The following is a 14,992-nucleotide window of genomic DNA, read 5'->3' as shown; positions in this document are numbered from 1 at the left end:
GGAAGAGAATCTTCCGGCACCTTTGCGTTTCCGGCACACTGCCGCTGGGACGTGGGCCGGAGCTGATCAGGGAGGCCCAGCGTGTACTGTCCGTTCTGCCGGAATCCTGACTCACGCGTCGTTGACAGCCGCATGGCCGACGACGGAACTTCCATCCGGCGCCGCCGGCAATGCCCTGAATGCGGGCGACGCTTCACCACGGTGGAAACCACCAGCCTGTCCGTCATCAAGCGCTCAGGAGTCGGGGAGCCGTTCAGCCGTATCAAGGTCATCAGCGGTGTGCGGAAAGCGTGCCAAGGCCGCCCTGTCACCGAAGACGATCTCGCCATGCTGGCGCAGGAAGTCGAGGAGAACATCCGCTCTTCGGGTGCCGCTGAAATCGACGCCCACGAAGTAGGCCTGGCAATTCTCGGTCCGTTGCGGAAACTGGATGAGGTGGCGTACCTGCGGTTCGCCAGCGTCTATCAAGCATTCGAGTCACTCGAAGACTTCGAATCCGCAATATCTTTGCTACGGCATGAGGCCGAGGCGCACGCAAAAGCGGGGACCCACGCCAAAGCCGGGGCCAAGGAAGCCAAAGGTTCCGAGAAAAGCCAGCTCTAGCGGCCGCCTGATACGGGGAGTACCGCTCCAGTAATGTAGCCGGCCTCGCCGGACATTAGCCACATCACAGCCGCGGCCACCTCCTCAGGTTCAGCGCCCCGGCCCATCGGAATGGTTGGATTGAGCCTCTCGACGCGGTCGGGCATTCCTGCAGCTGCGTGGAGCCCGGTGTTGGTACTGCCCGGAGCCACGGCGTTGACACGAATGCCCTGCTTTGCCACTTCCGCTGCCAGGCCCACCGTCAAAACGTCCACCGCACCTTTCGACGCCGCATAGTGAACCCATGTCCGGGGGGAGCCTGCTTTTGTTGCCGTCGAGGAGATGTTGATGATCGAACCACCAGGGCCGCCGTTCTCGGTAGAGAGTCTCCGAACCGCTTCCTGGCACATGAAGATCATGCCAGCGACGTTCACGTCCATGACACGCTGCACTGTCTCGGCAGGCACGTCGGCAAGTGTTCCAATGAGGTTGCCGGTAATGGCCGCGTTGTTGATGACCGCTGTTACAGGACCCCACGCTGCGGCTGCGTCGAACAAACGCCCGACGTCGGCGGGCTGGCTGACGTCGGCCTGCACGGCCAGTGCCTTGCCCCCTTGCGCCTGGATGTCTTTGACCACTGCATCAGCACCCTCGGCATCCAAGGAGTAGTTGACCACGACGCCATATCCGGAACGTGCCGCAGCGTTTGCAACTGCCGCGCCGATTCCGCGGCTGGCACCCGTGACGATCGCGATTCCGGCTATGGCGTCGTTGTCCACAGTCACCCTGCGGCTACTTGGCGAGTTTGTGGTGCAAGGCGACCTCAAGGGCGGCGCCCACGATGCCGGCGTCGTTCTTTAACTTGGCTGTGACGATGTTGGTGCGCAATTGCAAGTGCGGGAAGTATTCATCCGAGCGCTTGGAGATGCCGCCGCCGATAATGAAAAGCTCGGGGGAGAACAGGAACTCGACGTGCTGCAGGTAGCGGTTGAGCAGCACGCCGTACTCGTCCCAGCTCAAGCCATCGCGTTCGCGGGCCACGGCTGATGCCTTGGTTTCGGCGTCGAATCCGTCCACCTCGAGGTGGCCGAGCTCGGCGTTGGGAACCAATTGACCATTGAAAATGAAGGCGGAGCCGATGCCGGTGCCGAGCGTGATGACCAGGACGGTGCCGTCCACGCCCTCGCCGGCGCCATAGCGGGCCTCTGCGAGACCTGCTGCGTCGGCATCGTTGATGACCTCAACCGGCCGACCCAGCCGCTCCGTAAACTTCTTGTCGATGTCCGTGTCAAGCCAGGACTTATCCACATTCGCAGCGGAGTGGACCACACCGTGCTGGATAATGCCCGGGAAGGTGACACCCACTGGCGAATCAGCGGCAGGGGCGTCGGGGCGGCTGGAAAGTTCTTTGACGATCTCTGCCACCACTTCGGCGACTGCCTCTGGGGTAGCCGGCTGCGGCGTGGGAACGCGGAAGCGTTCGCCGATCAGCTTGCCCTTCTTCAGGTCGACGATGCCGCCTTTGATGCCCGTGCCGCCGATATCGATTCCGATCAGCGGAGGGTTCTTGTGGGTCTTCTCATCCTTCTTGGACAATGCAATTCCGATCATGGCAGGAGGGGTGGGCATGGCGCAGCCGCCCGCGGCTGCGATGGACCTTCCAGACAGCTTAAGGAAGGGTCAGGATTTCCGCGCCGGTCTCGGTGACCAGCAGGGTGTGTTCGAATTGGGCCGTGCGCTTGTGGTCCCTGGTTACAACCGTCCAGTCGTCGGACCACATGTCCCATTCGATCGTGCCAAGGGTAAGCATGGGTTCGATGGTGAAGACCATGCCTGCCTCGATCACGGTGTTGTACGCCGGGGCTGCGTCGTAATGCGGAATGATGAGGCCCGTGTGGAAAGCCTCACCAACACCGTGGCCCGTGAAGTCCCGCACCACGCCATAGCCGAAGCGCTTGGCGTAGGACTGGATCGCGCGGCCGATTACGTTGATTTCGCGGCCGGGGGCCACGGCCTTGATGGCCCGGTTGAGTGACTCCTGCGTCCGCTCAACCAGCAAACGGGATTCCTCGTCCACGTCGCCAACCAGGAAAGTGTAATTGGTATCTCCATGCACCCCGCCGATGAACGCGGTGATGTCAATGTTCAGGATGTCGCCATCCTGTACCACCGTGGAATCCGGGATGCCGTGGCAAATGACTTCATTGAGGGAAGAGCACAGGGACTTCGGGAAGCCCCGGTAGCCCAGCGTGGACGGGTAGGCGTTGTGGTCCACAAGGAACTCGTGGCCAACCATGTCCAACTGGTCCGTCGTTACGCCGGGCTGAATGTGCTTGCCAACTTCAACGATGGCCTGGGCAGCGATCCTGCTGGCAATACGGATCTTCTCGATGGTCTCCGCTGACTTCACTTCGGAGCCGGTGAACTTGCTGGGTGCCTTCTTGCCCACGTACTCGGGGCGGGGGATCGACGCCGGGACAGCCCGTTCAGGGCTGATGATTCCCGGAGTGAGCGTGCCGATGGGTGCGGTCGAAGCAAGAGAAGGCATAGATTGATCATATAAGGCAGGCAAGAGACGCAAGTAACAAAGTGCGGCCGGGTCCGCGTGACTGACGCCAACGTTACGCGTTTGAGGGCCGACGCAATGAGGAGGAGACGTGACGGAGTACTGGTACAACGTCAAGACGCATGAGATCGAAGAGGACGCCATGTCCGATTGGACACAGCTGATTGGCCCTTATAAGACCAGGGAAGAAGCCGAACATGCGCTGGAAAAGGTCAAGCAACGCAACGACGCCTGGGACGCCCAGGACGACGACTAGCTCTACTGGCGCACCACGGACTTAGCTAAAAGGAATGCTCGGGTCCGGGGAATTCTCCGGACCTGACGTCCTCTCCAAAAGCTGCGGCGGCATCCGTGAGCGTGGTGCGCAGGTCTGCGTACTTCTTGACGAACTTGGCCATCTTGCCCCCACGCAGTCCGGCCATGTCCTGCCAGACCAGCACTTGGCCTGTGGTGCTCTTGCCGGCTCCGATGCCTACGGTCGGTACGCGCAATGCGGCATCCACGGCAGCGGCAGTTTCCGCGGGCACCATTTCCATGAGGACGCTGAAAGCGCCAGCGTCCTGCAGGGCAACTGCGTCCTCGATCAGCCGCTGGGCGTCCTCGCCCCTGCCTTGGACCCGGTAGCCACCCAGGGAATGTTCGCTTTGGGGAGTGAATCCAATGTGGGCCATGACAGGAATGCCTGCCTGGACCATGGCCTTCACGGTCTCCGCATAGTAGGCAGAGCCTTCGATTTTGACCGCGTGGGCCAATCCTTCCTTGAGGAAGCGGACGCCTGTGGCGACTGCCTGCTCGGTTGAAACCTCATAGCTGCCAAAGGGCAGGTCCGCCAGGACCAGGGCGCGCTTGGCTGAGCGGCTTACGGCACGGCACAAGGGCAGCAGTTCGTCCACAGTGACGGGAAGGCTGGTCTCGTTGCCGAAGACGTTGTTTGAGGCGGAGTCGCCCACCAGGAGGACTTCGATCCCTGCTTGGTCGAAGATCTCGGCGGTGTATTGCTCGTATGCGGTGAGCATGGCGAAGTGCTCGCCGTTGTCCTTGGCCTGCTGGAGGTGATGGATGCGCACCCTGCTGACCTGCTTCTTGGCGCCCGCTGGCGATGCCTGGGCTGCCGCCGTGGGGCCGGTGCCATAGGGCGCGGGGACTTCGGCGGGCGTGGTGGACTCAGGAAGGTTGCTTGGGGCCATGGATAGAGCCTAAGCCGTGCCGACGGCGCCTGCCAGCAGTGTGCCAAGGGTCACTGTTTGTAAACGCTGTGTTACGCGCAGCTACTGCGGCGGCATTCCTCCCGAATGCTTAGTAGAGTGAAGTCTGAGCTGCCGTGGCTTCAATGATGGGAACTGCGGCATGGACACCGAACCGGAAAAGAGGCCCTATGGACCGCCAGCAAGAGTTCGTTCTGCGGACGATCGAAGAGCGTGACGTGCGCTTCGTACGCTTGTGGTTCACCGACGTCGTGGGTTCACTGAAGTCCGTGGCACTTGCGCCGGCTGAGGTTGAAGGTGCCTTCGAAGAGGGCCTGGGATTCGATGGTTCAGCGATTGAGGGCCTGGCGCGGGTCTTTGAGTCGGACATGCTGGCACAGCCGGACCCCTCAACCTTCCAGATCCTTCCCTGGCGCGGTGAAACCGAGCAAACGTCCAGAATGTTCTGTGATGTCTTAACGCCGGATGGGGAACCGTCTGCAGCAGATCCCCGAAACGTCCTCAAGCGGACCCTTGCCAAGGCCGCGGATATGGGTTTCACCTGCTACACGCACCCGGAAATCGAGTTCTACCTGCTGAAGTCAAAGGAGCTTGGCCCCAATGGTGCGCCGGTCCCCGTTGACGAAGGCGGCTACTTCGACCACGTCCCTGGTGGTGTTGCGCAGGACTTCCGCCGCACCGCGGTGACCATGCTGGAATCGGTCGGTATCTCGGTGGAGTTCAGCCACCACGAGGGCGGGCCGGGCCAGAACGAGATTGACCTGCGGTACGCGGATGCCCTGCAGACTGCGGACAACATCATGACCTTCCGCACGGTCATCAAGGAAGTCGCCCTGCAGCAGGGCACGTATGCCACGTTCATGCCGAAGCCGTTTACGGACCACCCCGGCTCCGGAATGCACACACACTTCTCGCTCTTCGAGGGCGACACCAATGCCTTCTTTGAGGCAGGCGCGGAGTTCCAGCTGTCCAAGACTGCCCGCCAGTTCATCGCCGGGATCCTCAAGCACGCTCCCGAATTCACGGCGGTCACCAACCAGTTCGTGAACTCCTATAAGCGGCTCTGGGGCGGCGGCGAAGCACCGAGCTATCTGAGCTGGGGCCACAACAACCGCTCCGCGCTGGTGCGAGTGCCGTTGTACAAGCCCGGCAAGGGCCAGTCGGCGCGCATCGAGTACCGCGGCATCGACTCCGCCACCAACCCATATCTGGCATATGCCGTCCTTTTGGGCGCCGGTTTGAAGGGTATCGAGGAAGGCTACGAGCTTCCGGCAGCTGCCGAGGATGACGTTTGGTCGCTAACCACCGCGGAGCGCAAAGCCATGGGCCACGCTCCGCTGCCGGCCAGTCTCCACGATGCCATTCGTGCCATGGAGGAATCGGAGTTGGTAGCCCAGATTCTGGGTGAACAGGTCTTTGAACACTTCTTGCGCAACAAGCGCGCGGAATGGCAGGACTACCGCCTCCAGGTCACGCCGTACGAGCTGCAGCGCAACCTCGGCATTCTGTAGGCAGGGCCAATGAGCCTTGCACGTCGGCTCATATCAGCCGGATTCAATGACCTGGAAAAGGGCGAACGTTTTCTCGCTGCCCCGGAACTCGAAGGCATCGAGCAGGATGCCCTGTTCGCCGGGCTCTCCTTGGCGGCGAGCCCGGATACCGCGTTGCAATCACTGGTCCGGCTGATTGAGAAGAATCCCGGCCTCAAGAAGTTGGCCGGCGCGGACCCTGACACGAGCGAATCCTTGTATCGGCTGTTGGGGGCATCGGAGGCGCTGGGGGAGTTCCTCATGCGCAGGCCGGAGCACCTGGATGTTTTTGAGGCCCGGGTAAGCCCTGAGCCCCTTCCGGCATCAAGCGAAGAGCTCAGGTCCTTCCTCCTTCGTTCGGTCAAGGCCGAGCCGGGTGCGCAGCGTCCCGTGGCCGGGTTGACGGGGCTTCCGGCGTATGCGGCCTTGCGGACGGCATACCGCCGCGGGCTAACAGAGCTTGCCATCAAGGACCTCTGCGCTGCCTCGCCGCAAGACTTCATGCCCGCCGTGGGTGCAGAGCTTGCCGACCTCGCTGGAGCCGCCATTGAAGCTGCCCTTGCCGTTTCCCGGGCCGAGGCGGCGGCCCAGTTCGACGCCTCGGAGGTGGCCGACGTCGGACTCGCAGTCATTGGCATGGGCAAATGTGGTGCCCGCGAGCTGAACTACATTTCCGACGTCGATGTCATTTACGTCATTGAGGCAGAGGAGCTGGACGACGCCCGCGCCGCGACCATCGGCACCGCCCTGGCCTCCGGCATCTCGCGGGCGATTTCCTCATCCGCACCCGAGCCGGGTTTGTGGGAAGTGGACCCCAACCTTCGCCCGGAAGGAAAATCCGGGCCGTTGGTGCGGACCCTCCCTTCACACCTGAGCTATTACGCCCGATGGGCTGAGAGCTGGGAATTCCAGGCGTTGCTGAAGGCCCGCACGATTGCCGGCGACCGGGAACTGGGCCAGCGCTATGAAAAGGCAGTGGAACCACTGGTGTGGGCGTCCGCCGGCCGTGATGGCTTCGTCGAATCCGTCCAGGCCATGAGGCGCCGGGTCACCGACTACATTCCGGCCGCCGAGGAACAGCGGCAGATCAAGTTGGGACGTGGTGGGCTGCGCGACGTCGAATTCACTGTGCAGTTGTTGCAGCTGGTTCACGGCAAGTCGGACGAGTCCCTTCGTTGCCGTGACACCACGTCGGCCATTGCGGCATTGTCGGCCGGGGGCTACATCGGACGTGCCGACGCCGCCGGCTTCGACAACGCGTACCGCTATCTTCGGCTTTTGGAGCACCGGATTCAGTTGTTCCAGTTGCGCCGCACCCATCTCATGCCCGTGGCGGAGGATGCGCAGCGGGTGTTGGCCAAGGCTGTCCTGGGGCCCTTCTCACTTGAACGCCCGCATCCCGACCAGCTGATGGCGACCTGGCAGAAGACCAAACGGTCCGTGCGGGATTTGCATGAGCGTATTTTCTACCGTCCATTGCTCAACACCGCCGCGAAACTCAGCAGCGAAGACGCCAAACTGAGCCCGGAAGCTGCCCAGGGCCGTCTTGCTGCCCTCGGTTACCTCGACCCGAAGGGCGCGATGCGTCACATTGAGGCGCTGACTGCCGGTGTGAGCCGACGTGCGGCACTTCAACGGCAATTGCTGCCCATTCTCCTCGGCTGGCTTGCCGAAGGCGTGGATCCCGACGCAGGGCTCCTGGCCTTCCGAAGGGTCAGCGAAGCGTTGGGGACCACGCACTGGTACTTGGGAATGCTTCGTGACTCCCAAGCGGCAGCCGAACGCCTCTGCCAGGTACTTGCCAATTCCCGCCTCATTTCGGACCTCCTTGAAGTCTCACCGGAGTCCGTGGCGTGGCTTGGCAGTGACAAGGACCTGGCTCCTGTCCCGTTCGAGGCGCAATGGCAGGAAATCCGGTCCAAATTGTCGCGGCACCCTGATCCGGAAAGTGCCATGCGCCTCATCCGGTTGATTCGTCGCCGGGAGATACTGCGGACCGCGATTGCCGATAGTGCCGGGTTGCTTGACCAAGACGCCGTGGGGCTGGCGTTGGCCGAAACAGACCGGGCGGCCGTGCTCGGAGCCCTGCACGTGGCAGAAGCTATCGCTACCCAGTCCGATCCTCTGAAAACAGAGGTTCTGGTGGTGGCGATGGGACGGCAAGGTGGCCGTGAGATCGGCTACGGCTCAGACGCCGACGTCATGTACGTTCACCGAGCACGGCCCGGCTTCACGGATGAGGAAGCCCAGGAACAGGCGACGGCGATAGTCGCCAAAGTCTCCAGCCTTCTTACCCAGCCGCTAAAGCCCGCGATCATGGCCGAGCGGGTGTTGATGGTAGACGCGGACCTGCGGCCGGAAGGGAAGAACGGCGCCATGGTCCGGTCCTTGGAGTCCTATGCCGAGTACTATCGCCGGTGGTCCCTCATCTGGGAATCGCAGGCACTGCTGCGGGCGCGTCCCATGGCCGGTTCAGACGACTTGGCAGTGGCCTTCCTCCAGCTTATTGATCCCATTCGTTACCCGGCTGAACTCTCCGAGCAGGACGTCAGGGAAATCCGGCGCGTCAAGGCCCGCGTGGAATCGGAGCGGCTACCTCGAGGCGCTGATCCGGCGCGCCACGTGAAGCTTGGCCGCGGTGGATTGAGCGATGTTGAATGGCTGGTCCAGCTCATCCAGTTGCAGCATGCGGGGAAGCAGCCTGAGCTGCGCACTACGTCCACGTTGGAGGCACTTGCCGCGGCTGAGAACCTTGGGCTTGTTGGCAAGGACGACGCCGGACTCTTACGGGAGGCGTGGAAGCTCGCCAGCCGAATCCGCTCGGCGAACGTCATAGTGACGGGCCGGGCATCGGATGTTCTTCCATCCTCACGGAGGGATCTTGAAGCTGTGGCACGTTGGTGTGGCTACGCGCCCGGAGCCGCGGGACAGTTCGAGGAGGATTACTTGCGCCTTAGCCGCCGGGCCCGGGCTGTGTTCGAAAAAGAGTTCTACGGTAATTGAGGGTGGCTGGTGATGAGTATCTGGCTTATTCCGCTCAAGCTGCTGGACGATGATGCCCGCGACATCCAACTGGGCGCTGTGGCGGAAATGGCGGTGGAGCCAGCCCAGCGGGATTTTGTGGGGGACCCCCTACGCATGATGCTGGTCGGACTCGAAGAGGAGTCACGGCTGCCCTACGTGATTGAGGCTCAAGGAGTGGGTGTCGGAGTCCTGACCCTCCAGTCTGGAGCGGCGCGCCTTGCGGGATGGCAGGATGACGATTCCGTGTGGCTTCTCAGGGGATTCCTTATCGATTCAACATGCCAGGGTCGGGGCCTCGGGACGCTGGCTGCGGAGGCTGCGGTAGGCGAGGCCCGCAAACTGACAGCCAGGCGCGGTGGCGGTCAGGCCGGCGTCGTGCTTTCCGTCAACGAGCGCAACCCTGCAGGCATTGCAGCCTATGCAAAAGCTGGCTTTGTGGATGCTGGCCGCTACCTCGGCGGGAACTCCGGCCCGCAACGCATCATGTACAGGGCCTTTGAGCATGCTGAAATTTCGTCCCCGCGTGAGCCGTCAACAAATGTTGACGAAGATCATGGAGTCAACTATGGTTGACGGCATGGAGGTGGACAGAATGAAAACCCTTGTTGGATCAATGGATGGCATGGGGCCGGCGGAGGCGCTGTATGCGGTAGCTGAACTCCACAAGGAAGTTGGCAGGGCCGAGGCCTCCCTTGTACGCGCAGCCCGGCAGTCCGGTTTATCGTGGGAGGCAATCGCACTTTGCCTCGGCGTGACCAAGCAGGCGGTACATAAGAAGTACGGGAAGTAGTAGGACCAGTTCGGACGGACCAATGCCGGGCATCCCCTAAGGTCTGTTCGAGCGGGCATGCTGTCCCTTAGGATTCTCGCGTGACAGTCAGGCGGGATTCGGAGGGGGCACCCTTCTCAGATGCGTCGTGCTTCCGGTGTGAGCAGGCGGGGCCGCACTGGTCTTCGCCGCATGGCCGCGGCGACGTCTATGCGTGCCGGCGCTGTTTCGCAACTTTTACTGACGCCGAATGGCGGCAGGGTGACGGGGGAGCGCAGGGCCTTTTCGAAACCAAGTAGCCGGCTGTGCCCGAAGGGTAAAAAACGAGTACACACTACTCGTGCCCTGACCTGCCCCTGGTAGGCACCATGTTTGCTATGACAACCTATGTGATTGAGCAAGCGGCACTGATTCACCGCTGTCAGTGCTGCGGTGAAGAAACCGATCAGGTGTTTTGCGCGGACTGCGCAGCCCCGGAACAACCCGGTGAAGTCCCGAAAACAAGGCACTAAAGACCAAGGCAAGGTGCTGGTTCGTCCGTTGAAAAGCCTTATAGACTCGTTCCGTAACTGCTCTCGATGCTTAGGAGAAGTACATGGAATACAACGGAAGTTCGTTTGAGAAGGCTATTCCTGCTGGAGAGTTGGATCGCCGCCACGTGGGTCAATCCATTAGCTTTCAGCCCAACGATTTCACGGTTGTCTTCGGGACGATCGCGGGCATCGCAAGAACCGAGGCGCTCGTATATTTATCGCTCGATGGCGTCTCTGGCGGCACGCATTTGAAGGACGAGTACGACCTCCCCATCGATCGGCACGTCTACCTGCAATTGGATCCCCTGAGCAGCGCGGAAAAGGGTCTTGCAGATGCCGCAAAGGTGGTGAAGGAGAAGCTGGACGAGTTCGGAAAAAACATCCGGGACCGGGATCAGGGCAAGGAATCCGAGTAGTTAGCACTTCGCCACAGCCCTACGGATCTAGCTGATTCGGCGGTAGCAGCGGGTTATAGGACAAAGAGAAGGGCCGGCATCAGGTACAAAACCTGTTGCCGGCCCTTCTTATTCGGGAACCTTGGTGGGTTCCGCGTGGGCTAAACCTGGTTTAGCCGCGGGAGTTGCTAGACGCCGTAGTAGAGCTCGAACTCGTACGGGTTCGGGCGCAGCGACAGCGGGCGAATCTCATTCTCGTACTTGTAGTCAATCCAGGTATCGATCAGGTCCTGGGTGAAGACGCCGCCAGCCTGCAGGAACTCGTTGTCCTCGCGGAGGGCCTCAAGGGCTTCTTCCAGGGAACCCGGAGCCTTGGGGATGTCCTTGGCTTCCTCGGCCGGGAGCTCATAGAGGTCCTTATCGATGGGAGCCGGGGGTTCGATGCGGTTGCGGATGCCGTCAATGCCGGCCATCAGCTGGGCAGCGAAGGCCAGGTAGGGGTTGGACGAGGGGTCCGGAGCGCGGAATTCGATGCGCTTGGCCTTCGGGTTGGAGCCCGTGATGGGGATACGGATACCAGCAGAGCGGTTGCCCTGGGAGTACACCATGTTGACCGGAGCTTCGAAGCCCTTGACCAAGCGGCGGTACGAGTTGACGGTCGGGTTGGTGAACGCGAGGACCGCGGAGGAGTGCTTCAGCAGGCCGCCGATGTACCAGCGGGCAGTGTCGGAGAGGCCGGCATAGCCCTTCTCGTCGTAGAACAGCGGGTCGCCGTTGCTCCACAGCGACTGGTGGCAGTGCATGCCAGAGCCGTTGTCACCGAAGACCGGCTTCGGCATGAAGGTTACGGACTTGCCCCATGCGTCCGCAGTGTTCTTGATGACGTACTTGAACTTCTGGAGGTCGTCAGCAGCTGCAGTCAGCGTGGTGAACTTGTAGTTGATCTCTGCCTGGCCGGCGGAGCCAACTTCGTGGTGGGAGCGCTCGACCTCAAGGCCGGCCTTGTCCAGTTCAACGCACATGGCGTCGCGGAGGTCAGCCTGCTTGTCGGTGGGGGAAACCGGGAAGTAACCGCCCTTGACGGGGGTCTTGTAGCCGAGGTTTCCGCCCTCTTCCTTGCGGCCGGTGTTCCAGTGGGCTTCTTCGGAGTCAATCTTGTAAAAGCTGCCCTGCGGGGAGGACTGGTACTGGATGTTGTCGAACACGAAGAACTCGGCCTCGGGAGCAAAGAACGCGGTGTCCGCAATGCCGGTGGAAGCCAGGTACGCTTCAGCCTTCTCGGCTACGCCACGGGGATCGCGGTGGTAGGGGTCACCCGTGCGGGGGTTCACGATGGAGAAGTTCAGTGCAAGCGTCTTCTCAATGCGGAATGTGTCGATGAAAGCCGAGGTCACATCCGGGATGAGCTGCATGTCGGACTCAGCGATGCCCTGGAATCCGCGGATGGAAGATCCGTCGAAGAGCTGACCGTTCACGAAGAAGTCGTGGTCTACGCTCTTTGCCGGCACATTGAAGTGCTGCTGGACGCCCGGAAGGTCGGTGAAGCGGATATCGACGAATTTGACGTCTTCGTCTTTGATGAACTTGAGGACTTCGTCCGCAGTCTTGAACATCTATGCTCCTTATGCATATCAAGTAACAGGCCCGGAAGGCCGCGTGAGCCAGCCCATGCCGGAGGCCCGGAGACACAAAAAATTCCCCTTGCCGCGGTGGCTAGCAACTCATACCACCTTAGGGAGATGGGATTTCCCGGGAGTGTCAGTATTGTTTCGGGCAGGTTACAGAATGATCTGTTGTGTAAACGGTAGTCGGCTTTCCTGTGTCAGGTCCAAGCGGGTCCAGTGGGCGAACACTTTGGCCCCAGCTAAGCGAAGGCGCAGGCACGATACGTGCCCTCCGACGTCGGACCGTCAGTCCGGCAGCCGTTAGGCTTGGAGGGTGGTTGATCGAAAAGACATAGGCTCCTGGCTGAGCGGGCCGGACACATCCGGCATCTCTAAATACCCGGGTGAGAGACTCGGCCTTCCTGAGGCCGGACCAGGCTCGATGGCGCGGGCCGGACGGCGAATCCTGGCAATCGTGATCGACTGGACGATCGCCCTGGTCATCAGCAACTTCGCATTTAGTGGAAACCAGTGGGCAACGCTCGCCATCTTTGCTGCGGAGCAGATTCTGCTGATCGGCACCCTCGGCTACAGCATTGGCCACAGGATTGCCGGGATTCACGTGGTCCGCTTGGGGGGAGGCCCGGCCGGACCCCTCGCCGCTGTGGTGCGCACTTTGCTCCTGTGCCTGGTTATCCCCGCAGTCATCTTTGATCCGGATCAGCGTGGAATTCATGATAAAGCGATGAACACCATCCTCATTCGGATGTAGCGTTTCAGTCCTCGCGGATTGGAAGCAACCCCATAGAAGCACCAATAAATAAGCAAAACCAACAAAAACCGCCCTTGTCTCGTTTGAGACAAGGGCGGTTTTTCGTATAGGCAATCAAGCACCTACGGACAATCAGCGTCCGCGTGCAGCCTTGCGGTCCGGGCGGGCCTTGTAGGGGTCGATGCCCTTGGGGATCGGCAGGCGGGTGCCGAGGGAGTTGATGCGCTTGGACACAGCATTGACCTCAACCTTGGTGAGTTCGTTCTTCATCTTTCCCATGGTCTTGGCGAGTTTGTTCAAAGGCACCTGGCCCTCACCGCGACCGGATTCCAGAACGTGGATGGTGACGTTGGGCAGGATGCGCGTGAGTCGCTTACGTTCAGCTTCCACCAGCGGCTTGACACGGTGCGTTGGACCTTCGCTGACCAAAACGACGCCGGGACGACCAATTGCCATGAACACGGCGTCCTGGGTGCGAGGGTTAACCGCGACAGGCTGGTCCTGGGTGACCCAGCCGCGGCGGAGAGTACCCAAGGCCGCGCCGGAAGCACCAGGCTGGTTCTCGATCTGCGCGAATGCAGCCTTCTCTGCGCGACGGGAGAGGATGAAAACGGCGGCCAGGAGACCCAACGGAATACCGATGATGAGACCGGTAACCCAGTTGTCCAGGAGGAAGCCGACGAGGAAGGCCACGGCAACCACTGCCAGGAATGCCAGCAGCATGATCCACACAACCTGGGGATCATTCCGCCGCGTCATCTTGAAGACTTCAGCGATCTGCTTCAGCTGGCTCGGCTTCTTGGCCTTGGCTTCCTTGGGCTTGCGCTGGAACAGCCCACGCTTGGGGGCGTCGGCCGAGGGGGTCGATTTGCTGGAATCAGAGGAATTCGCCATAGTGCCTTAATTCTACGTGATGGACGTCGAAGGACCGGACGCCATTACGCTTGGCATCCGGCCCTTCGGTACTGCTTCATGGTGTTGCCGGTGAAGTGTTGCCGACCCGGGGTCAGGCGTGGGCGGCGAGGATGGTGGAGGCTTCCTGGCGGGTGGTGCCGGAGGACTCGATGTGGGCCAGGGCGGCGGGGATTTCCCAGCCCTTCTTGCGCATTGCGGTGGCCCACAAGCGTCCGGCGCGGTAGGAGGAGCGGACCAGCGGACCGGACATGACACCGAGGAAGCCGATTTCTTCGGCCTCGTGCTGGAGGTCCACGAATTCCTGGGGCTTGACCCACCGGTCCACCGGCAGGTGCCGTTCGGAGGGGCGCAGGTACTGGGTGATCGTGATCAAATCACACCCGGCCGCGTGAAGATCGCGGAGGGCTTCGGAGATTTCCTCGCGGGTTTCGCCCATGCCCAGGATCAGGTTGGACTTGGTCACCATGCCCAGGTCCTGGCCCTGGGTGATGACATCCAGGGAACGTTCGTACCGGAACGCCGGGCGGATCCGCTTGAAGATCCTGGGCACGGTCTCGACGTTGTGCGCGAACACCTCGGGCTTGGAATCACAGATCGCGGCGATGTGTTCGGGTTTGCCGGAGAAGTCCGGGATCAGCAGCTCCACCCCGGTGCCCGGGTTCAGTTCGTGGATCTTGCGGACCGTTTCGGCGTACAGCCAGACACCTTCATCGGCGAGGTCATCACGGGCCACCCCGGTGACCGTGGCGTAGCGCAGCTGCATGGCCTGCACGGACCGGGCCACCTTGGTGGGTTCGAACATGTCCACCGGGGAGGGTTTGCCGGTATCGATCTGGCAGAAATCACAGCGCCGGGTGCATTCGGACCCGCCGATCAGGAACGTCGCTTCCTTGTCTTCCCAACACTCGAAAATGTTCGGGCAGCCAGCCTCTTCACAGACAGTGTGCAGGCCTTCCTTCTTCACCAGGTTCTTCAACCCGACGAACTCCGGGCCCATCTGGACCTTGGCCTTGATCCACTCGGGCTTGCGTTCAACCGGGACAGCCGAGTTACGCTGCTCAACGCGCAGCAACTTACGGCCTTCAGGTGCCAGGGTCA

At 61.5% G+C, this 14,992-nt stretch carries 15 protein-coding genes; 8 read left to right on the top strand and 7 right to left on the bottom strand.

All coding sequences use genetic code 11. The features are described from left to right. The first annotated feature begins 81 nt into the window (after nt 1-81). The gene (gene nrdR / locus AB4Y87_RS17415; protein ID WP_442005563.1) at nt 82-603 is read left to right on the top strand and encodes a transcriptional regulator NrdR; all 522 of its coding nucleotides are present in this window, start codon (nt 82-84) and stop codon (nt 601-603) included. Here nrdR and AB4Y87_RS17410 read toward each other — a convergent pair. From AB4Y87_RS17410 to map, 3 genes are all read right to left on the bottom strand, one after another. Beyond that, complete coding sequence (locus tag AB4Y87_RS17410; protein WP_442005562.1) at nt 600-1,367, bottom strand: SDR family oxidoreductase; 768 nt, start codon at nt 1,365-1,367, stop codon at nt 600-602. The genes nrdR and AB4Y87_RS17410 overlap by 4 nt on opposite strands. A gap of 7 nt (nt 1,368-1,374) precedes the next feature. Then, nucleotides 1,375-2,178, bottom strand: coding sequence for a polyphosphate--glucose phosphotransferase (gene ppgK / locus AB4Y87_RS17405; RefSeq protein ID WP_442005635.1), 804 nt, complete (start codon nt 2,176-2,178; stop codon nt 1,375-1,377). Between the two features lie 73 nt (nt 2,179-2,251). Then, nucleotides 2,252-3,130 carry a type I methionyl aminopeptidase gene (gene map, locus AB4Y87_RS17400; RefSeq protein ID WP_442005561.1) on the bottom strand — a complete coding sequence of 293 codons (879 nt, stop codon included), beginning with the start codon at nt 3,128-3,130 and terminating at the stop codon, nt 2,252-2,254. Between the two features lie 109 nt (nt 3,131-3,239). On the opposite strand from map, the gene AB4Y87_RS17395 reads away from it, so the two are divergent. Next, entirely contained in the window at nt 3,240-3,404 is a 165-nt protein-coding gene (locus tag AB4Y87_RS17395) for an SPOR domain-containing protein (protein WP_216922998.1), read from the top strand. Between the two features lie 25 nt (nt 3,405-3,429). Here AB4Y87_RS17395 and panB read toward each other — a convergent pair whose 3' ends face one another. After that, nucleotides 3,430-4,335 (bottom strand): 3-methyl-2-oxobutanoate hydroxymethyltransferase, encoded by a 906-nt coding sequence (gene panB / locus AB4Y87_RS17390; protein WP_442005560.1) that lies wholly within the window; start codon nt 4,333-4,335, stop codon nt 3,430-3,432. A 188-nt stretch (nt 4,336-4,523) separates the two neighbouring features. On the opposite strand from panB, the gene AB4Y87_RS17385 reads away from it, so the two are divergent. From AB4Y87_RS17385 to AB4Y87_RS17365, 5 genes are all read left to right on the top strand, one after another. Continuing rightward, nucleotides 4,524-5,864, top strand: a complete 1,341-nt coding sequence (locus AB4Y87_RS17385; protein WP_224089573.1) for a glutamine synthetase family protein — start codon at nt 4,524-4,526, stop codon at nt 5,862-5,864. A gap of 9 nt (nt 5,865-5,873) precedes the next feature. Beyond that, nucleotides 5,874-8,885, top strand: coding sequence for a bifunctional [glutamine synthetase] adenylyltransferase/[glutamine synthetase]-adenylyl-L-tyrosine phosphorylase (locus AB4Y87_RS17380; RefSeq protein ID WP_442005559.1), 3,012 nt, complete (start codon nt 5,874-5,876; stop codon nt 8,883-8,885). Nucleotides 8,886-8,897: 12 nt separating this feature from the next. Further along, nucleotides 8,898-9,479: a GNAT family N-acetyltransferase gene (locus tag AB4Y87_RS17375; RefSeq protein WP_442005558.1), complete on the top strand. Its 582-nt coding sequence runs from the start codon at nt 8,898-8,900 to the stop codon at nt 9,477-9,479. Nucleotides 9,480-9,483: 4 nt separating this feature from the next. Continuing rightward, nucleotides 9,484-9,696 carry an AsnC family protein gene (locus tag AB4Y87_RS17370; protein WP_442005634.1) on the top strand — a complete coding sequence of 71 codons (213 nt, stop codon included), beginning with the start codon at nt 9,484-9,486 and terminating at the stop codon, nt 9,694-9,696. Between the two features lie 574 nt (nt 9,697-10,270). Next, complete coding sequence (locus AB4Y87_RS17365) at nt 10,271-10,624, top strand: hypothetical protein (RefSeq protein WP_442005557.1); 354 nt, start codon at nt 10,271-10,273, stop codon at nt 10,622-10,624. A gap of 167 nt (nt 10,625-10,791) precedes the next feature. Here the strand turns inward: AB4Y87_RS17365 and glnA are convergent, their stop codons facing one another. Next, nucleotides 10,792-12,216: a type I glutamate--ammonia ligase gene (glnA, locus tag AB4Y87_RS17360; RefSeq protein ID WP_442005556.1), complete on the bottom strand. Its 1,425-nt coding sequence runs from the start codon at nt 12,214-12,216 to the stop codon at nt 10,792-10,794. Nucleotides 12,217-12,541: 325 nt separating this feature from the next. Between glnA and AB4Y87_RS17355 the strand changes: the two genes are divergently transcribed. Further along, a complete protein-coding gene (locus AB4Y87_RS17355) occupies nt 12,542-12,979 on the top strand; it encodes an RDD family protein (RefSeq protein WP_442005555.1) in 438 nt (145 codons plus the stop codon). A 132-nt stretch (nt 12,980-13,111) separates the two neighbouring features. Here AB4Y87_RS17355 and AB4Y87_RS17350 read toward each other — a convergent pair whose 3' ends face one another. Then, nucleotides 13,112-13,873 (bottom strand): DUF4191 domain-containing protein, encoded by a 762-nt coding sequence (locus tag AB4Y87_RS17350; RefSeq protein WP_442005554.1) that lies wholly within the window; start codon nt 13,871-13,873, stop codon nt 13,112-13,114. A gap of 112 nt (nt 13,874-13,985) precedes the next feature. Continuing rightward, nucleotides 13,986-14,992: lipoyl synthase (gene lipA, locus AB4Y87_RS17345; protein WP_442005553.1), on the bottom strand; the 1,007-nt coding region annotated here is incomplete at its 5' end.

Origin of the sequence: Paenarthrobacter sp. RAF54_2 (genome assembly GCF_052113945.1) — a bacterium.
GTDB lineage: Bacteria > Actinomycetota > Actinomycetes > Actinomycetales > Micrococcaceae > Arthrobacter.
This window is presented reverse-complemented; position numbering and strand designations above follow the sequence as displayed.